The 18,289-nt window shown below is 62.9% G+C and carries 18 protein-coding genes and 1 pseudogene; 6 read left to right on the top strand and 13 right to left on the bottom strand.

Annotation, left to right across the window (positions count from 1 at the left end):
* Positions 1-21 precede the first annotated feature (21 nt).
* Together AAZU54_RS14620 and mmsB are read left to right on the top strand one after the other, a co-directional pair.
* On the top strand, positions 22-1,548 hold the full coding sequence (locus AAZU54_RS14620; protein WP_186554286.1) for a CoA-acylating methylmalonate-semialdehyde dehydrogenase: 1,527 nt from the start codon (positions 22-24) through the stop codon (positions 1,546-1,548).
* Positions 1,549-1,558: 10 nt separating this feature from the next.
* Positions 1,559-2,446 (top strand): 3-hydroxyisobutyrate dehydrogenase, encoded by an 888-nt coding sequence (mmsB, locus tag AAZU54_RS14615; RefSeq protein WP_186554285.1) that lies wholly within the window; start codon positions 1,559-1,561, stop codon positions 2,444-2,446.
* Between the two features lie 123 nt (positions 2,447-2,569).
* Here the strand turns inward: mmsB and AAZU54_RS14610 are convergent, their stop codons facing one another.
* From AAZU54_RS14610 to AAZU54_RS14570, 9 genes are all read right to left on the bottom strand, one after another.
* Positions 2,570-2,914: a cupin domain-containing protein gene (locus tag AAZU54_RS14610; protein WP_003251579.1), complete on the bottom strand. Its 345-nt coding sequence runs from the start codon at positions 2,912-2,914 to the stop codon at positions 2,570-2,572.
* 110 nt (positions 2,915-3,024) lie between these two features.
* Complete coding sequence (locus AAZU54_RS14605; protein WP_186554284.1) at positions 3,025-3,957, bottom strand: phosphatidate cytidylyltransferase; 933 nt, start codon at positions 3,955-3,957, stop codon at positions 3,025-3,027.
* A 1-nt stretch (position 3,958) separates the two neighbouring features.
* Positions 3,959-4,582, bottom strand: coding sequence for a lysophospholipid acyltransferase family protein (locus AAZU54_RS14600; RefSeq protein WP_186554283.1), 624 nt, complete (start codon positions 4,580-4,582; stop codon positions 3,959-3,961).
* 10 nt (positions 4,583-4,592) lie between these two features.
* Entirely contained in the window at positions 4,593-5,024 is a 432-nt protein-coding gene (locus AAZU54_RS14595; RefSeq protein WP_434727304.1) for a hypothetical protein, read from the bottom strand.
* Positions 5,021-6,445: a phosphatase PAP2/dual specificity phosphatase family protein gene (locus AAZU54_RS14590; RefSeq protein WP_434727303.1), complete on the bottom strand. Its 1,425-nt coding sequence runs from the start codon at positions 6,443-6,445 to the stop codon at positions 5,021-5,023. Before AAZU54_RS14590 ends, AAZU54_RS14595 begins: the two co-directional genes overlap by 4 nt.
* A complete protein-coding gene (locus tag AAZU54_RS14585) occupies positions 6,442-8,199 on the bottom strand; it encodes a bifunctional alpha/beta hydrolase/class I SAM-dependent methyltransferase (protein ID WP_186554280.1) in 1,758 nt (585 codons plus the stop codon). Before AAZU54_RS14585 ends, AAZU54_RS14590 begins: the two co-directional genes overlap by 4 nt.
* Before the next feature lie 43 nt (positions 8,200-8,242).
* Positions 8,243-8,848: a CDP-alcohol phosphatidyltransferase family protein gene (locus AAZU54_RS14580; RefSeq protein ID WP_434727302.1), complete on the bottom strand. Its 606-nt coding sequence runs from the start codon at positions 8,846-8,848 to the stop codon at positions 8,243-8,245.
* Between the two features lie 97 nt (positions 8,849-8,945).
* Positions 8,946-9,341, bottom strand: coding sequence for a hypothetical protein (locus AAZU54_RS14575; RefSeq protein ID WP_434727301.1), 396 nt, complete (start codon positions 9,339-9,341; stop codon positions 8,946-8,948).
* A gap of 124 nt (positions 9,342-9,465) precedes the next feature.
* Complete coding sequence (locus AAZU54_RS14570) at positions 9,466-10,350, bottom strand: LysR family transcriptional regulator (RefSeq protein WP_434727300.1); 885 nt, start codon at positions 10,348-10,350, stop codon at positions 9,466-9,468.
* Between the two features lie 77 nt (positions 10,351-10,427).
* Between AAZU54_RS14570 and AAZU54_RS14565 the strand changes: the two genes are divergently transcribed.
* A complete protein-coding gene (locus tag AAZU54_RS14565; protein ID WP_405130025.1) occupies positions 10,428-11,192 on the top strand; it encodes a sulfite exporter TauE/SafE family protein in 765 nt (254 codons plus the stop codon).
* Here the strand turns inward: AAZU54_RS14565 and AAZU54_RS14560 are convergent.
* Positions 11,182-11,496, bottom strand: a complete 315-nt coding sequence (locus tag AAZU54_RS14560) for a putative quinol monooxygenase (RefSeq protein ID WP_186554274.1) — start codon at positions 11,494-11,496, stop codon at positions 11,182-11,184. The two genes, AAZU54_RS14565 and AAZU54_RS14560, sit on opposite strands and share 11 nt — an antisense overlap.
* A 179-nt stretch (positions 11,497-11,675) precedes the next feature.
* On the opposite strand from AAZU54_RS14560, the gene AAZU54_RS14555 reads away from it, so the two are divergent.
* The 3 genes from AAZU54_RS14555 (at position 11,676) to ggt (ending at position 15,066) form a co-directional block, all read left to right on the top strand.
* Positions 11,676-12,266 carry an NAD(P)H-dependent oxidoreductase gene (locus AAZU54_RS14555; protein ID WP_186554273.1) on the top strand — a complete coding sequence of 197 codons (591 nt, stop codon included), beginning with the start codon at positions 11,676-11,678 and terminating at the stop codon, positions 12,264-12,266.
* A 100-nt stretch (positions 12,267-12,366) separates the two neighbouring features.
* On the top strand, positions 12,367-13,269 hold the full coding sequence (locus AAZU54_RS14550; protein ID WP_186554272.1) for a LysR family transcriptional regulator: 903 nt from the start codon (positions 12,367-12,369) through the stop codon (positions 13,267-13,269).
* A 129-nt stretch (positions 13,270-13,398) separates the two neighbouring features.
* Positions 13,399-15,066 carry a gamma-glutamyltransferase gene (gene ggt / locus AAZU54_RS14545; protein ID WP_186554271.1) on the top strand — a complete coding sequence of 556 codons (1,668 nt, stop codon included), beginning with the start codon at positions 13,399-13,401 and terminating at the stop codon, positions 15,064-15,066.
* 98 nt (positions 15,067-15,164) lie between these two features.
* Here the strand turns inward: ggt and AAZU54_RS14540 are convergent, their stop codons facing one another.
* The 3 genes and pseudogenes from AAZU54_RS14540 to ypfJ all read right to left on the bottom strand — a co-directional run bounded on the left by AAZU54_RS14540 (position 15,165) and on the right by ypfJ (position 18,181).
* On the bottom strand, positions 15,165-15,878 hold the full coding sequence (locus AAZU54_RS14540) for a methyl-accepting chemotaxis protein (protein ID WP_392465268.1): 714 nt from the start codon (positions 15,876-15,878) through the stop codon (positions 15,165-15,167).
* Between the two features lie 141 nt (positions 15,879-16,019).
* A pseudogene (locus AAZU54_RS14535) lies at positions 16,020-16,949 on the bottom strand (methyl-accepting chemotaxis protein); the annotation flags it as partial.
* A gap of 338 nt (positions 16,950-17,287) precedes the next feature.
* Positions 17,288-18,181, bottom strand: a complete 894-nt coding sequence (gene ypfJ / locus AAZU54_RS14530; protein ID WP_434727299.1) for a KPN_02809 family neutral zinc metallopeptidase — start codon at positions 18,179-18,181, stop codon at positions 17,288-17,290.
* Positions 18,182-18,289 lie beyond the last annotated feature (108 nt).

Below are 18,289 nucleotides of genomic sequence, written 5' to 3'. Positions count from 1 at the left end.
ATAATTCCAAGGAGAGCGCAGATGAACGCACCTCAAACCCCCACCCAGGCCACAGTCGAGCAGGTCAAGCTGCTGATCGACGGGCAATGGGTCGAATCTAAAACCAGCGAGTGGCGCGATATCGTCAACCCGGCCACCCAGCAAGTGCTGGCGCGTGTGCCGTTCGCCACCGTGGAGGAAGTCGACGCCGCCGTAGCCGCTGCCCAGCGCGCTTTCGTCAGCTGGCGCGACACCCCGATCGGCGCACGCATGCGCATCATGCTCAAGCTGCAAGCGCTGATCCGCGAACACACCAAGCGTATCGCCCAAACCCTCAGCGCCGAGCAGGGCAAGACCCTGGCTGATGCTGAAGGCGATATCTTCCGTGGCCTGGAAGTGGTCGAGCACGCCGCGTCCATCGGCACCCTGCAAATGGGCGAGTTCGCCGAGAACGTCGCAGGCGGCGTCGATACCTACACCTTGCGCCAGCCGATCGGTGTATGCGCCGGTATTACGCCATTCAACTTCCCGGCGATGATTCCGCTGTGGATGTTCCCGATGGCTATCGTGTGTGGCAACACCTTCGTCCTCAAGCCGTCCGAGCAGGACCCGCTGTCGACCATGCTGCTGGTCGAGCTGGCGCTGGAGGCTGGCGTTCCGGCTGGTGTGCTGAACGTGGTGCATGGCGGCAAGCAGGTGGTGGATGCGATCTGCACGCACAAGGACATCAAGGCGATCTCGTTCGTCGGCTCCACCGAAGTCGGCACCCACGTGTACAACCTGGGCAGCCAGCATGGCAAGCGCGTGCAATCGATGATGGGCGCCAAGAACCACGCCGTGGTATTGCCTGACGCCAACCGCACGCAAACTGTCAACGCCCTGGTGGGAGCTGCCTTTGGCGCTGCCGGCCAGCGCTGCATGGCAACCTCGGTGGCCGTGCTGGTCGGCAAGGCCCGTGAATGGCTGCCAGACATCAAGGCTGCGGCGAGCCAGCTCAAGGTCAACGCCGGTTGCGAGCCGGGCACCGATGTCGGTCCGGTGGTTTCCAAGCGCGCCAAGGAGCGTGTGCTGGGCCTGATCGAGAGCGGCATCCAGGAAGGCGCCAAGCTTGAGCTGGACGGCCGCGGCGTGACGGTGCCGGGCTATGAACAAGGCAACTTCGTCGGCCCAACCCTGTTCTCCGGGGTGACTACCGACATGCAGGTCTACACCCAGGAAATCTTCGGCCCGGTGCTGGTGACCCTGGAGGTTGATACCCTCGATGAGGCTATCGCCCTGGTCAACGCCAACCCGTTCGGCAACGGCACTGGCCTGTTCACCCAGAGCGGCGCAGCGGCGCGCAAATTCCAGAGCGAGATCGACATCGGCCAGGTCGGTATCAACATCCCGATTCCGGTGCCCGTGCCGTACTTCAGCTTCACCGGGTCGCGTGGCTCCAAGCTCGGCGACCTCGGCCCGTACGGCAAGCAGGTGGTGCAGTTCTACACGCAGACCAAGACGGTCACCGCACGCTGGTTCGACGACGACAGCGTCAACGACGGCGTGAACACCACCATCAGCCTGCGCTAAGGAGGCCCCCATGCGCATTGCATTCATCGGTCTGGGCAACATGGGCGCGCCTATGGCGCGCAACCTGATCAAGGCCGGCCATCAGCTGAACCTGTTCGATTTGAACAAGACCGTGCTGGCTGAGCTTGCCGAACTGGGCGGGCAGATCAGTGCCTCGCCCAAGGACGCTGCCGCCGCCAGCGAGCTGGTCATCACCATGCTGCCGGCTGCCGCCCATGTGCGCAGCGTGTATTTGAACGAAGACGGGGTATTGGCCGGGGTAAAACCGGGCACGCCGACAGTCGATTGCAGCACCATCGATCCGCAGACCGCGCGTGATGTGTCCAAGGCGGCCGCCGCCAAGGGCGTGGACATGGGCGATGCGCCGGTATCGGGCGGCACCGGTGGCGCAGCAGCAGGCACCCTGACCTTCATGGTCGGCGCGAGTGCCGAGCTGTTCGCCACGCTGGAGCCGGTGCTCAAGCAGATGGGGCGCAATATCGTCCATTGCGGTGAGGTGGGTACCGGGCAGATCGCCAAGATCTGCAACAACCTGCTGCTGGGCATCTCGATGATCGGCGTGTCCGAGGCCATGGCCCTGGGCAACGCACTAGGGATCGATACCAAGGTGCTGGCCGGCATCATCAACAGCTCGACTGGGCGTTGCTGGAGTTCGGATACCTATAACCCGTGGCCGGGGGTGATCGACAGTGCCCCGGCGGCCCGTGGCTATACCGGCGGCTTTGGCGCTGAGTTGATGCTCAAGGACCTGGGGCTGGCCACCGAGGCGGCGCGTCAGGCGCACCAGCCGGTAATTCTCGGTGCGGTGGCACAGCAGCTGTATCAGGCCATGAGCCTGCGCGGTGAAGGCGGCAAAGACTTCTCGGCCATCGTCGAGGGTTATCGCAAGAAAGACTGAGCAACGAGGTGGGCTTCATCTTGATCGCGGCTCGAACGACTCTCCCCCTGTAACTGCGCACCTGGGGGAGGGGCGTTTGAGCTGCGATTTTTTTCGCTTGGTTGAGCAGCTTGGGAGCGCTAATCAGGCGAAGACGAAGTATTTGCGTACCGTCTCGACCACTTCCCAGGTGCCCTTCATCCCGGGTTCGATGACAAAGACATCACCCGCTTTCAGGTGCTTTGGCTCTTCACCTTCGGGGGTGATGATGCAGTAGCCGTCGAGGAAGTGGCAGAACTCCCATTTGTCGTAATTGACCTCGAACTTGCCTGGGGTGCAGATCCAGGTGCCCATGATCTTGCTGCCGTCAGCCGACAGGTAGGCGTTGAGGTTGACGGTGTGCGGATCGCCGCCAATGCGCTTCCACTTGGTGGCGTCGACCACCGGAGTCGGGCAGGTTTCGCGCAGGACGGTGATGAAATCGGACATGGCAGGTTTCCTGTTGGTGGGTTCGAAGACTCATCACCATAGGGCTATCGACCTCGGCCCAGTTGCCTGGGCTCGACGTCCACCTGCCTGGTCGCGCTATGCCCGGCTGATCAGGCCCACCAGTAGCGCACGAAGTGAAAGAACACCGGCGCTGCGAAGCACACCGAATCCATCCGGTCGAGCATGCCGCCATGGCCTTCGATCATGTGGCCCCAGTCTTTGACCCCGCGATCACGCTTGATCGCCGACATCACCAGGCCGCCGAAGAAACCCATGGCATTGACCGTCAGTGCCATCAGCGCCGCCTGCCAGAAGCTGAACGGGGTGATCCAGCACAGCGCCGCGCCGACCAGGGTGGCCAGGGCCACGCCGCCGAGCAGGCCTTCGAGGGTCTTGGACGGCGACAGGTTGGGCGCCACCTTGCGCTTGCCGAACAATTTGCCGCACACGTACTGCAGCACGTCGCTGATCTGCACCACCAGGATCAGCCAGGCGATTAGCAGCAGGTTGCGGCCCTCGAAACCGGGAATATCCAGGGTCAACAGCGCAGGCACCGAGGACAAGCAATAGACCGCGATCATCAGGCCCCACTGCACCTTCGAGGCGCGCTCGAGAAAGCGCGTGGTATCACCGCCGAAGCTGGCCAGGATCGGCAGGAACAGGAACAGATAGACCGGAATGAAAATGCTGAACAGCCCATACCAGTCCATCGCGATCAGCAGGTACTGCACCGGCAGTGCCACGTAGAACGCCGCCACCAAGGCCGGGTAGTCGCCGCGTCGGGTCGGGGTCAGGGTCATGAACTCGCGCAGCGCATAGAACGACACGCAGTAGAACAGCACGATGACGCCGTACTTGCCGAACAGGAAGGCGATGCCGATCACCAGCACCATCACCCACCAGGCGTTGATCCGCGCGTTGAGGTTGTCGATGACTGCGTGCGGCGCCGGGCCCGCGCGCCACTTGAGCAGGCGGCCGATGACGCTGGCGAGCAGCAGCAGCGCGCCGATACCGGCGAACAGGGCATAGGTGTTGTGGTCCATCTCAGGCTTCCTTGGGGGCCAGGTTCAGCAGAGCCTGGCGGGCCCGCTCGAGAAATGCGTGCTTGCCTTCAGCGGCGTCCAGGTGCAGTGGCTCGCCAAAGCTCAGGGTGCACAACAGTGGCAGCGGCAGGGCGCGGCCCTTGGGCATGACCCGGTTGAGGTTGGCGATCCACACCGGCACCAGTTCGATACTCGGATTGCCAGCGGCGAGGTGGAACAGGCCGCTTTTGAACGGCAGCAACGGCTCATCAGTGAGGTTGCGCGTGCCCTCGGGGAAGAAGATCAGCGAATCACCGGCGGCCAGGGCGTCCAGCACCGGCTGCAAGGGATTGTCGTGCGGCTCGCTCTGCTGGCGATCGATCAGCACGCCATTGAACACCTTGCGAATGACGAAATCGCGCAGCCCAGGCTTGGCCCAGTAGTCGGCGCCAGCCACCGGCCGGGTTCGCTGGCGCAAAGGGGCTGGCAGCGAAGCCCACAGCAGGACGAAGTCGCCATGGCTGCTGTGGTTGGCGAAGTACAGGCGCTGCACCGGTTGTGGTGTGCAGCCCAGCCACAGGGCGCGGGCGCCCGTGATCAGGCGGGCGGCGGAGGTGATGGCAAAGGCAGTCAGGGCGGCGAGCATGGCACGGTTCTTATCCGATAAATGGGAGTGTCAGCAGGGTAGTCAGTACTAGCGCGATCTGCAGGCCCAGGCACAGCGCCTGACGGCGCAACAGGGCGAGAGCGGCCTGGCTGCGACTGGGCCAGTCGCGCGGGTCGCTGGCGTTAGCTTTCAAGTTGAGGTCGAACAGGGCGCGGTCGAGTTGTTGGGTGGCCGTCGTCAGGTCGGTGCTGTTGGCGAGGTAAGCGAATAGCTCGGCGTCCAGTGCCACACGGATCGCCCAGTACTTGTGCAGCAGGCCCAGGCAAACCAGCAGGATGCACAGCGCACTGGCCAGTGCCGGCAACGCCAGCCCCAGCAGCGGCGCCAGGGCATAGGCCAAGGCCAGCAGGCTGATGCCGTCAGCGACGCGCTCCAACTGCTGACCGCGGGCGAGCAGGGTGGCGACCAGATGCAGGTTCATGCTTGGGCTCCTAGCTGTTGCAACGCCAAGCGATGGCCGGGGTGCAACACCACGCCTGGGCGGGCCTGGCGGATGCGCGCTTCAGCCTCGCTGATATCCGCGCAGCGGCCGCTGTGCAGTAACCAGGCGGCCACGGCGCTGGCGCTGCGTGAATAGCCCAAGGCGCAGCAGACCAGTACGGGGCCCCGATGATGGAGCTGCTCGATGGTCTCGGCGGCCTTTCGCAGAAGGGCGGCGTCGGGGATGACCAAATCCAGGGTAGGCAAGCTCTTGTAGCTCGGCTGAGAGGTCGTTGTTGCCTGTGCCGGTACCTTCGCGGGCAAGCGCGCTCCCACAGGGGCCGCCGCATCCACCGAGATCTCTGTGGGAGCGGGCTTGCCCGCGAAGGGGCCGGCACAGGCAACTACAGCTCTGCAGGGTAGCTCTGCACACAGATCCACAATCGCTACAAACTCATTGGCCTCACCCCGCCCCGGAATGCGCCCCAGGTAAACCCCATCACACACCTCATCGGCCTGCGGATGGCGCCGTGTCCACAGCCTGGAGTTGAGCCACGCCCCCAACAGATAGGGCGCCAGCAACCAACCCGCTGCTACCGACAGCCGCCCATCGGCGCCTTTCTGAAATCCGTCAGCACCCAGCAGCGCGTAGTTCAAGGCCACCAGCAACAGCGATACGGCCGGCCATAGCAACCACAGCCAAGCACCGCCCATCGCCAACCCTGGCCAAGCGCACAGCACAGCGCCCAGGGCATAGCGCAAGGCCAGCCGCCAGCGTTTGCGATCGCCTGCAAGGCGGGCTTGCCGCAGCGGTAATGTGCCCTCGCCGGGCCACAACCAGACGCATAGAACACCAACCAATGCCCCTGTGGGTAAGTCGATGAAGTGGTGCTGCCAGGTAGTCAGCACCGATACCCCGATCAGCCCCATCCAGCCATGCAGCACGATGCGCCCGATAGGATGGCGTACATGCCGGGCAAACATCGTCCAGATGATCACCAGCAGCGCGATGTGCAACGAGGGCGCTTGGTTGAAGGGTTTGTCGAAGCCCATCAGCACATCGAACAGCCAGCCAAACAGGCCGCCCAACTCCGGACGCTCGAAGGTGAAACGCAGCGGCCAGAGCAGGAAACTCGCGACGCAGATCAGCTGCGCGGTGAGCAGCGCCAGGGCATGCCGGTCCATTTCGCGGCGACTGCGCGGCAACAAAAACGACAGCCCGTAAAGCAGGTCGATCGACCAATAGGGAATGATCGTCCACGGCCACAATGGCATCTGCGTTTCCCAAGCGAACACCAGGCTGCCGACATCGTCTCGGCTTGCGGTGTAGGTGTTGGCCAGGCCATAGCTGAGGAAGAAAAACGGGCCGAGCAGCAACAGCCACAATACGCCACGACGAATCAGCCCAGGCTCACGACTCATCCATTGACCCGCTGCGCCAGGCTGACACTGAAGATGCCCCACTCATCGATGCGCTGGGTGATCTTGCGAAAACCTGCCGCCGCCACCAATTGGTCCATCTCCGCCTGGCTGCGCCGACGCATCACCCAGGCCTGGCCGCCTCGGTGGCTGGTCAGGGCGCGGGCGATCATCTCCAGTTGCGGGTGCCAGGGTTGCCCGGTGTAGACCAGATAACCGCCCGGCTCGACCGCATCGGCCAGGCCTGACAGGGAGTTGCCAACTAGCTGGTTGCTGGCGAACAGCTCATACAGCCCGGACACCACCGCCAACGTCGGGCGAGGGTCGAGCGCCGCCAGGCTCTGGCGGTCGAAGGCATCGCCCTGGACAAAACGAGCAATCTCGCCGAGGCCTTTTTCGGCGATCAATGCCGTGCCTTGCTCGACATTCAGCTTGCTGTAGTCACGCAGCAGGATCGAGTCTGGCAGTTGCTCCAGCTCCTGCAGGGCTTCGAGGATGTAGCGACCATGGCCGGCGGCGATGTCGACGATGTTCACCGGCTTACCCTGTTCATGCAGGTGGCCGATGGCTTGGCGCAGCAGCTCTTCGACATGCAGCTTGCGTTGGCGAATGCCACGCCAGCCGATGGCATCGAGGTAGTTACGGTCGATCAGTTCGCCGAGCTTGCCCTTGCCGGTGGCTTGGTTGCGGTAGACGTAATCAAGCGTGCTGCCGGAGTCGAAGCCTGTGTCGAAACCCAGTTTTACCCCTTCGGACAAGCCCTGGCCTAGACGCAGGCCAGCGCGGGTGGCGCGCCAGTACAGATCGCGAGGCGAGTTGCGCGGCAATGGCGCCGCCAGGCTTTCGGCTTCGGCGCAGCTGGCGCCGGTCTTGTCGGCATCGAGCAACGAGGGCGCCGCCACTGGCGAGGCAAAGCAGTGCTCGACGAAGCGGCTGATCCGCGCCAGGGCATGGGCGCGATCCCGCTCGCCGAGGGTGTCATGGAAAAAGCCGGGCAGCACATGCAGCTCTTTACGCGCGCTGCCCAGGCGTTGGAAGAACAGCTCTTGAGGCTTGCGCTCAACCACCAGATCAGCGCCGGAGACCAGCAGCTGGGTCGGTAGCTGGATCGCCTGGGCGTCGGCCACCACGCGGTCGGCCGCCTCATAGAGACCCAGCAGCATGGTCACTGAGATCGGCCGGCTGATCAGTGGGTCGGCCACATACGAGGCGACTCGCTCCGGGTCGTGGGTGAGCAGGCGTGGCTTGACGTAGCTGTTGACGAAGAAGTTGCCGCGCAGCGCTTTCAGCAGTTTCAGGCCAGGCCGGGCGAAGGGCACGTAGAGCTTGACCTTGAACGCTGGCGAGGCGAGCACCAGGCAGCGGACCTTGGGTGCGTAGTCGTGGGCCCAGGTGGCGATCAGGACTGCCCCGACACTCTGCGCCAGCACCACCATGTCTTGCTCTTCGATGCCGTGGCTGGCGTGAATATGCTCGATGAAGGTCTGCACGTCGCGCACGCTGCAGGCAAAGCCCGGGCTGTCGCCACGCGCCCCGGGCGACTGGCCATGGCCACGGGCGTCCCAGGCGAAGAAGTCGTAGCCCGGCATGTCCAGCTCATCGACCAGGTGGGCCAGGCGCCCACCGTGTTCGTGGCCGCGATGGAACATCACCACGGCGCGTCGTGGCTGATGCTCGTTACGCGTGGCGGGCCAGTAACGGTAATGCAGCTCGACGCCGTCATGGGTAGTGAAGTGCAGCGATTGCGCTTGGCGCATGGCGAAAATCCTTGTCCGGCAGCAATGAGGGCAGCGAGGGGGCTCAGCGGGCTTCAGCCAACCCGCGACGTACCCGGTTGTAGAGGGTATAGAGCGACAGCAGCGCAATGACCAGCAGCAGGCCGTTGATCCAGGTCGGGCTGAGCAGGCCGAAGGCCACCCCAGCACCCAAAACGCCGAAGGCAAACGCCCGATCGCTCTTGCCCATCGGCCCGTCATAGCGCCGCGAAGCGCCGGCCAGCGGCCCCATCACCCCGGCGTATTCGCAGATCAGCGCGCTGATCACCACCAGCACCACCAGGGTTGGCGACACGCCAGCCAACAGCGCGAAGGGCAGGTACAGGGCGGCATCGGCGATCACGTCGCTGAGCTCGTTGAGGTAGGCGCCGAGCTTGGATTGCTGGCCGAACTCACGGGCGAGCATGCCGTCCACGGCGTTCAGTGCCATGCGCAGCAGCATCCATAGCGGAATCAGGCCGAATAACCAGGTGACGTGCGCGAGCCAGGCCAACAGCACGCCCAGCAACACTGAAACCACTGCAGCACAGACGGTGACCTGGTTGGCAGTGACGCCGCGCTCGTACAGGCGCTGCACCGAAGGGCGCAGCAAGGCCTGAAAGCGCGGTTTTAGTTGATAGATCGACGGCACATGAAGCTCCCTTTCGTGATGCGGCGTGACGGCGATTGTGTGGAAAGAGATCCTCTGGCGGCAAGCAAAAGCTGAAGGCAGCGTGATCGGGTCGTGCTTAGCCTGGGATCGAGCCGTGATAGTCGATACCTGGGCGTTGCTTCATGGGTTCGCTGCGTGCCCAGAACCAGTTGCCACCTTCGGCGATGAGCAAGCCGCCATCGGCCAGCGCCAGCTCGGTCCAATCACCGGACCACGTTTGCAGGGTGAAGCCTGTGTTGCACAGGACATACAGCTTGCCGAGTGCCGGCAGCGATTGCGGTTTTGCTCGCCATTGCTCGGCGAATACCCGCTCGATGTCATGACAAATACGGGCATGCAGCTGGCCAGGATTTTTCGTCGCTTCATGCACGAAACGCGCGCTGAATGGTGTTCGTACATAGCGCTGGGTGAAGAGCTGCAGCACCGGTTCAAGTTCGGCTTGTAGTCTTCGATGGACAGCTGTTGGTTTCATGGCGTATCCGTGGGTGAGTGAAGTGCGAATATCGACCCTGCATCTGTTCACTGTCTTGCCTGCTTGGGAATTGATGCCCTGCCATACAGTGCGTAGGAATCGTCCCGATTGCGTTAGGTATTCTTCATTCGCCCACTAAGCGCGTGACCAAGGCCGCCGCATATCCTGGCAATGTAGAAAAGTTTTGCGCACAGAGTTGCAACCGGCGATTGGCCCAATCTTCGCCTAGCGCCACCCAGTGAAGGGGCAATACGGCCTCCCAGCGGCGCACCGAAGCCAGCGGTACCACGCTCACCCCCGCGCCCCCAGCGACCATGCGAATGACCCCGTCGAAGCCCTCGGCGCGGACGCGTACCTGCATGCGCAGGCCCTGACGCAGGGCCTGCTCCTCCAGGTGCAAGGCCAACGCGCTTTGGCTGCCAAGGGCCACATGGCCGTGGGCGAGACTGTCGCTGAAGCTGGGGGCGTGCTGCTCGGCCAGGGGATGCCCGAGTGGCATGATCAATACCAGCGGGTCGTCGCGAAAAGGGCGGGTTTGCAGATGCGCGCAGGGCGCGGCGGTGGAGATGATACCCAGCTCGGCCATGCCCTGAGTGATCGCCTGGACGATGCGCAGGCTAGGCAGCTCCTGGACGTCGACACTGACAGCGGGGCAGTCCACCAGGTAGGCGGCGAGCAGTTCGGGCAGGTACTCGGTGAGCGCTGCGGTATTGCACAACAGGCGCACCTGGCCTTGCTGGCCTTGAGCGTATTGCGCCAGGTCGTACTGCAGGCGCTCGACCTGCTGGGCGATCAGCCGCGCATGCTGGGACAAGGCCTGGCCCGCTGGGGTCGCTTGCACGCCACGGCGGTTGCGCTCCAGCAGCGCGATACCGAGGGACGCCTCCATCGCTCGAATGCGCGCGCTGGCCGCAGGCAGCGACAGGTGGCTGCGCTGCGCGCCAGCGGTGATATTGCCGCACTCCAAGGTGTGCTGGAACAGCTTGAGGTCAGTCAGATCGAAATGCATGTGCCTCTGTCCTGGCAAGAGCCTGGCTGAGTATATGGCAGATTTTCAGGCACTGGCCGCCGCGGCAGTATTCGCCCATGGATACTTTGCTCGCGTTCTACAACGACATAGGCCCGGCACTGTCGCTACTGGTGCTGGTGACTTTTCTTCTGGCTGGTACGGTGAAGGGCGTGATCGGCCTTGGCCTGCCAACGGTCGCCATGGGCCTTTTGGGGCTGGCTATGCCGCCGGCGCAGGCTGCGGCGCTGTTGATCGTGCCGTCGACCTTGACCAATCTCTGGCAGCTGGCAATCGGCGGGCACCTGCGGGCGCTATCACGGCGGCTGGCGGGCATGCTGCTGATGATCGTGCTGGGCACGCTGCTGGGCAGTGTCTGGTTGGGCATAAACAGTGGGCCGTGGGCGGCGCATGCCTTGGGTGGGGCGCTACTAGTGTATGCGCTGTATGGCTTGGTTGGGCCGGGCTTTCGCATCGCAGTGCCACGTGAGCGCTGGCTGGGGCCATTGTGTGGGTTGCTGACCGGTGTGCTGACGGCCGCCACCGGCGTCTTCGTCATGCCCGCAGTACCGTATCTGCAAGGCCTGGGCTTGTCGCGAGAAGAAATGATCCAGGCCCTGGGCCTGTCGTTCAGCGTCTCGACCCTCGCCCTGGCAGTGGGCCTGAGCGGACAGGATGCTCTGGGTGGGCAGGCGTTGGGCGCTTCGCTGGTGATGCTGGTGCCCGCCTTGCTGGGTATGTTCGCTGGCCAGTGGCTGCGCCAGCGGATCAGCGCCCAGCTATTCAGGCGCTGTTTTTTCATTGGCCTGTCAGTGCTGGGCGGGCATCTGCTGGTTAACGGCTAGCCGACGACGGGCTGAGCATTTCGATCATTTGGATATCGAAGTCGCGTTCCAGGTAGTCCATGCGCTGGGCGAAGAACTGCTGCATGTGCGGCAGGGCCGAGTGCACATCCAGCGCAGCCTTGTCGGCCCACACCTCGAAGAACACGAACAGGCTCGGGTCTTGCTGGTCACGCAGCATGTGGTACTCGATGCAACCAGGCTCCTGGCGGCTCGGTTCGACATAGCCACGGAACAGTTGCTCGAAGGCTTCGGCCTTCTCTGGGCGGGTCTTGGCTTTGAGGATAAAGGCGTATTGCTCACTCATGGGTTGGGCCTCTGAAGGAAGTGGTACGCCGATTTTAAAGCAACAATCAGAGTTCAATTTGTGAATTGCAGGCAAATGTATTTTGCTCCGCTCCTGCTGTTTCCCCCGCTCGCGAGCCTCTAATCTGCCGTCATCCCATTCGGTCCCCGGATCGAGCCAGACACATTTAGAGGCCCACTATGAAAAAGATTCTCCTGCTCAATGGCGGTAAACGCTTTGCCCATTCCGATGGCCGTCTGAACGAAACCCTGCACGACCTGGCGCTGGCCTACCTGGACCGCGCCGGTTACGACGTCAAGCAGACCTTCATCGATGGCGGCTATGACATCCAGGAAGAAGTCGAGAAGTACCTGTGGGCCGATGTGGTGATCTATCAGATGCCAGGCTGGTGGATGGGCGCGCCGTTTACCGTCAAGCAGTACATCGATGAGGTGTTCACCGCAGGTCACGGCAGCCTGTACGCCAGTGATGGCCGCACCCGCTCCGATGCTTCGCAAAAGTACGGCAGTGGTGGCCTGATCCACGGCAAGCAGTACATGCTCTCGGTCACCTGGAACGCCCCGCAGCAGGCTTTTGACGATCCGAGCGACTTCTTCGAAGGCAAGGGCGTGGATGCGGTGTACTTCCCGTTCCACAAGGCCAACCAGTTCCTCGGCATGACCGGCCTGCCGACCTTCCTGGCAGTGGATGTGATGAAACGTCCCGATGTGCCGGCGACCATGGCAGCCTACGAGGCGCATCTGGCCAAGGTGTTCGGCAAGGCCAACTGATGCGCTGATTGCTGAGGGGGCTGCACGGGCCTTCAGATCGCTTGCAGGGGGAGGCTCAACCGGCTATCTATCATCGCGTCATTCAAGTGCAGGCCGCCAAGTGAAAACCCGTTCAGAAGAACTCCAGGTATTCGTCACCGTCATCGATTGTGGTTCGATCTCCGCCGCCGCCGAGCAGATGGGCCAGACGCCGTCGGCGGTCAGTCGCACCCTGTCGCGCCTGGAAGGCAAACTTGGCACCACCTTGGTCAACCGCACCACCCGGCGCATGGACCTGACCGAAGAGGGCCGTTTCTTCCTCGAACGCTCGCGGACCATCCTCGAGCAGATGGACGAGATGGAAGAGCGCCTGTCGATGAACCGGCAAACCCCCTCGGGCCGGCTACGCATCAATGCCGCAGCACCGTTCATGCTGCATGCCATCGTGCCGTGGATCGGCGAGTTCCGTGAGCAGTACCCGGGTATTGAGCTTGAGTTGAATACCGACGATTTGATCATCGACCTGCTGGAGCAAAGCACCGACGTGGCCATTCGCATTGGCGAGCTGGCCGACTCCAGCCTGCATGCACGCTCGCTCGGCTGCAGCCCGATGCAGATCCTGGCAAGCCCGGCGTATCTCGAGCGCCATGGCACGCCGCTCAAGGTCGAGGATCTGCACCAGCATTGCCTGCTCGGCTTCAGCCAGCCTGAGGTGCTCAATCAATGGCCGCTACGCCATGCCGAAGGCGATCGCTGGACGATCCGCCCCAGCCTGATCGCCTCCAGTGGGGAGACCCTGCGCCAGCTGGCGCTATCAGGCAATGGCATCGTCAGCCTGTCGCACTTCATGACCCATGAAGACATCCGCGCCGGGCGCTTGCAGGTGCTGCTGAACGAGGCCAACAACGGCTATCGCCAGCCGATCCACGCGGTGTACTACCGCAACACCCAGCTGGCGCTGCGCATTCAGTGCTTCCTCGACTTCATCCAGCACAAGCTGGCGGGGTACGCCTGCTCTGCGTAATGGAAAAAACAGTGTTCTGAACGCGACAGTTTTGGCTGATTGGCGTCGTAATGCTCCTGGGTTGTTTGCTTAGTCGAAACGCTTCGGCCTTAATGACTGATCAACAAAAACAACACCAAGGAAGCGCACATGCGTCTTGTCATGTTCCAGTCCATGGCCCTCGGGGCCGCGATCCTGAGCTGTTCGTCGGCCTTCGCCGTCACCCTGGAGGGCGGCGCGGTGGCTGCCCCCGATCAATATGGCGCACAGGTGGCCGCCGATATCCTGAAAAAAGGCGGTAACGCCGTGGATGCCGCGGTAGCCACGGCCTTTACCCTGGCGGTGACCTACCCCGAGGCCGGCAACATCGGCGGCGGTGGCTTCATGACCCTGTTCGTCGATGGCAAACCGTACTTCCTCGACTACCGCGAAGTGGCGCCCAAGGCGGCGACACGCAACATGTACCTGGACGACAAGGGCGAGGTGATCGAAAACCTCAGCCTGGTCGGCGCCCGCGCAGCTGGCGTGCCCGGCACGGTGATGGGCCTGTGGGAAGCGCATCAGAAGTTCGGCAAGCTCAAGTGGAGCGAACTGCTCACCCCCGCCATCGGTTATGCCCAAAACGGCTTCAAGATCGCCCAGAAGCAGTACCAGTACCGCGACGATGCCCAGGGCATGTTCAAGACCGCGACCAACTTCAATGACTATTTCGGCAACATGAAGGTCGGCGAGCTGTTCAAGCAGCCAGAACTGGCACAGACCCTCGAACGCATCGCCGATAAGGGCGTCAGCGAGTTCTACCAAGGCAAGACCGCCGACCTGCTGGTGGCGCAGATGCAGGCCGACAAGGGCCTGATCACCAAGGACGATTTGAAGGACTACAAGGCGCTGTGGCGCGATCCAATGGCCATCGACTGGCGCGGTAATGTGGTCTATACCGCACCGCCGCCAAGCTCTGGCGGCGTAGCCCTGGCCCAGCTGCTGGGGATCAAGGAAAACCGCGCCGCCGATTTCAAGGGCGTGGAGCAGAACTCGGCGCGCTACATCCACTTGCTGGCCGAGATCGAGAAGCGCGTCTTCGCCGACCGCGCCGACTACCTGGGCGACCCGGCCTTTACCAAGGTGCCAGTGGACAAGCTGATCGCCAAGGACTACCTGGCCAAGCGCGCCGAACAGGTCAACCCCACTGCCATATCGGCGACCGACAAGGTGCGTCCAGGGCTGGAGCCGCACCAGACCACCCACTTCTCGATCGTCGATAAACAGGGCAACGCGGTGAGCAACACCTACACCCTCAACCTCGACTACGGCAGCGGTGTAGTGGTCAAGGGGGCAGGCTTTCTGCTCAACGACGAGATGGACGACTTCAGCGCCAAGCCGGGTGCAGCCAATGCCTTCGGCGTGGTCGGCGGCGAGGCCAACGCGATCGCTCCGGGCAAACGCATGCTGTCGTCGATGAGCCCAAGCCTGGTGACGCGCGACGGCAAGGTGACCCTGGTGATCGGCACCCCGGGGGGATCGCGGATCTTTACCTCGATCTTCCAAGTGATGAACAACCTGTATGACTACAACATGCCGCTGGACAAGGCCGTGGCCGCGCAGCGCGTGCATCACCAGTTGCTGCCCAAGGACACTATCTACTTCGACAGCTACGCGCCGCTCACTGGTGCGGTGGCTGAGGAGCTGAAGAAGATGGGCTATGTGCTGGAGGATCAGGGCTGGGAAATGGGCGATATCCAGGCGATCCGGGTGACGGGCGAGAAGATCGAGACCGCTTCGGATCCGCGTGGGCGCGGCGAGGGTCGGGTGGTCAAATAGAGCCCTTTAGGCAGGGCTGACGCTATCGCGGGACAAGCCCCCACCTACAGGGTCACACGACCCTGTAGGTGCGGGCTTGTCCCGCGATGGGTTCGACGTCAGACGCGGAACTGGCTGACCAGCATCTGCAAGTGACCGCCCAGACGCGCCAGCTCAACGCTGGAGGCCGCGGTTTCATCACTGGCCGAAGCGGTCTGTTCCGACACATCGCGCACGTTGAGAATGCTGCGGCTGATCTCTTCAGCCACGGCGCTCTGCTGCTCGGCAGCGGCGGCGATCTGTTGGTTCATCGACTGGATGTTCGACACCGTGCGCGTGATGTTCTCCAACGAACCACCGGCTTTGCGCGCCAACTCGACACTGCTTTCAGTCAGGTTGCGGCTGCCGAGCATGGCATTGGCCACCTGCTGGGTGCCGTTCTGTAGGCTGGCGACCAGCTCCTCGATCTCTTCGGTAGACTTCTGGGTGCGCTGCGCCAGGCCGCGCACTTCGTCCGCGACCACGGCAAAACCACGACCCGCCTCACCCGCGCGTGCTGCCTCGATGGCCGCGTTGAGGGCGAGCAGGTTGGTCTGCTCGGCGACCGACTTGATCACGTCCATGACGCTGCCGATCTTCTGGCTTTCCTGCTGCAGCAGGTTCATCGCTTCGGTGGAGCGGTGCACTTCTTCGGCCAGGCGCTCGATCTGGCTGATGGCTTCGCCCACCACCCGATCGCCCGCGCGCGCTTCGTCGTCGGCACCGGTGGCGGCGTGCGAGGCTTGCTCGGCGTTACGTGCCACTTCCTGCACGGTCGCGGCCATTTCATGCATGGCGGTCGCTACCTGGTCGGTTTCGACTTTCTGGCTGTTGGCGCCGGCGCTGGTCTGCTCGGTCACCGCCGACAGCTCTTCAGCGGCGCTGGCAATCTGGGTAACGCCATCGCGAATACCACCGATCAGCTCGCGCAGCGTGGTGCCCATGCGGCCGATGCTCTGTTGCAGCACGCCCAGCTCGTCACGGCGGGTGACGCGCAGATCGTGGGTCAGGTCGCCACCGGCGATGCGCTCCACGGCTGCCATGGTCTCGCGCAGAGGGCGGGTGATCTGCCGGGTAATGATGACTGCTGCCAAGACACCCACCAGCAGCGCCAGCAAGGTGGCGATGATCTGCATGCTGCGGGCTTGGGCGCTTTCGATGTCGCGGCGCTCGATCTGGATCTTGTACAGCGCGTCGCTGCGCTTGACGATGTCGGCACCCTGTACAGTCATTTCGGCACGCGCCACGGCGATCGCGGCGACGGCGTCGCGGTACTCGCGCACAGCGGTCCGGTAGGCCTGCACACTGTCTTCGAACTGTTGCACGCGGGCGCTTTCGTTAGGCAGTTGGCGCTTGAGGTTGTCGACTTCTACCAGGGCCGCATCGAGCTGACGCAGGGCAGCCTGTTCGCTGGCGGCATCGCTGTCGGCAATGTAGCCGCGCACGTCTACTCGGACCTGGGCCAGTTGCTGGCGGGTTTTGCTGATGACCTGGTACTGGGCAAAGCGCACGCTGTCGTTTTCACCTTGGGCGAGCACGTCACGGCTGATGCTTTCAAGGATTTCATCGGCCTTGCTTGCCGCCTTGTTCATGTTCTCGCGATTGGCCAGGGTGGTCTTGTAGCCAGCCCGCATCTTGCTCAGCGAGGTCTTGTAGTCGCTGATGATCGCGCCCAGCTCATTGAGCAGCTTGACGTTCTCGGGGCTCTTGAAGGTAGTCGCCAGGTGCTGCTGCTGGGCGCTGAAGGCATCCAGCTTGGCCTGGGTGTTGGCCGCAGCGGTATCGTCGCCGTTGGCGATCATGTACTGCAGGCGCGCCACGCGCAGGTCGGTCAGGTCTTTATTGAGCTGACCGATGTCGCCCATCCAGTTACTGCGGTCGATCAGGCTGCCCAGGCTGTTCCAGCCCGTCAGGGCCAAGAGGCCGGTCAGCAGCAAGACCAGGCCAAAGCCCAGTCCGAGTTTGAGGTTGACGCTGATGTTGGCAAACCAGCTGTTCATGCACGCTCTCCAGAAAATGATTTCGCTCACTTGATCTGAATCGCTGGGCGTTATTCTTCCTGAGTGCCCGCTGATTCGTGCAGGAGTTATCGGCAAGATTGGCTGGAGCTGAAACGCTTTTTCCGCAGAATTGTAACCCTATGAAAACGTTTGCGTTTTCATCGGCAACTTCGCGGGTTTTCCCGCGAAGCGGTGTGCAGGCGTTAGAGGCTACGCGCGGTAAAGGTATCGCAGCGGTTCACATCGCCATTGGCAAAGCCGGTCTTGAACCAGCGCACGCGCTGCGCCGAGGTGCCATGGGTGAAGGAGTCCGGCACCACGCGACCTTGGCCCTGCTGTTGCAGGCGGTCATCGCCAATGGCATTGGCGGCGTTCAGCGCCTCTTCGATGTCGCCAGGTTCGAGCCAGTTCAAGCGCTTCTGCGCCTGGTAGGCCCACACCCCCGCCAGGCAGTCAGCTTGCAGCTCCTGGCGGACCAGCAAGCCATTGTCACCCTCCATTTTCTGTCCGCGCTGGCGCGCGGCCTGTACCTGCGAAGAGACGCCCAGCAGGGTCTGCACGTGGTGGCCGATCTCATGGGCAATCACATAGGCCTGGGCAAAATCACCGGCTGCGGCAAAGCGGCTTTCCATCTCGCGGAAGAAGCTCATGTCCAGGTATACCCGCTGATCGCCCGGGCAGTAGAACGGCCCGACTGCCGACGAGGCGAAGCCGCAGGCAGAATTGACCTGGCTGCTGAACAGCACCAGCTTGGGGTCGCGATACTGTTTGCCAGCCTGGGCAAACAGCGCCTTCCAGGTGTCTTCGGTGTCGCCCAGGATCGAGGCGACGAACTCGGCCTGCTCATCATTGGCCGGCGGCGCCTTGCCTTCCACACCAGCCGGGGCGGTCTGGGTTTGTTGTTGGTCCATCTGTCCGGCGATCTGGCCGAGGATCTGCAACGGGTCTTGTCCAGTCAGCCAGCCGATACCGACGATCAGCAAGATCGCGCCGAGGCCAAGCCCTTTACCGCCACCAAAGCGCATACCGCCGCCACCACCGCCTTCGCCGCGGGCATCGACCACGTTGTCGCTACGCCGGCCTTTTCGCCATTCCATGAAGTGTGCTCCAGCTTGAAACATGAGGTTAAAGATTAGTTCAGGGGACGGCGCTCTGACAGCTAATGCTGCATCCATAACCAAATGGTTATGTTATGGGCCGTTGAT

Source organism: Pseudomonas sp. Je.1.5.c, from assembly GCF_051129895.1.
Taxonomy (GTDB): Bacteria; Pseudomonadota; Gammaproteobacteria; order Pseudomonadales; family Pseudomonadaceae; genus Aquipseudomonas; species Aquipseudomonas urmiensis.
The sequence above is the reverse complement of the archived record's forward strand: the minus strand, read 5'-3'. Positions and strand labels throughout refer to the sequence as shown.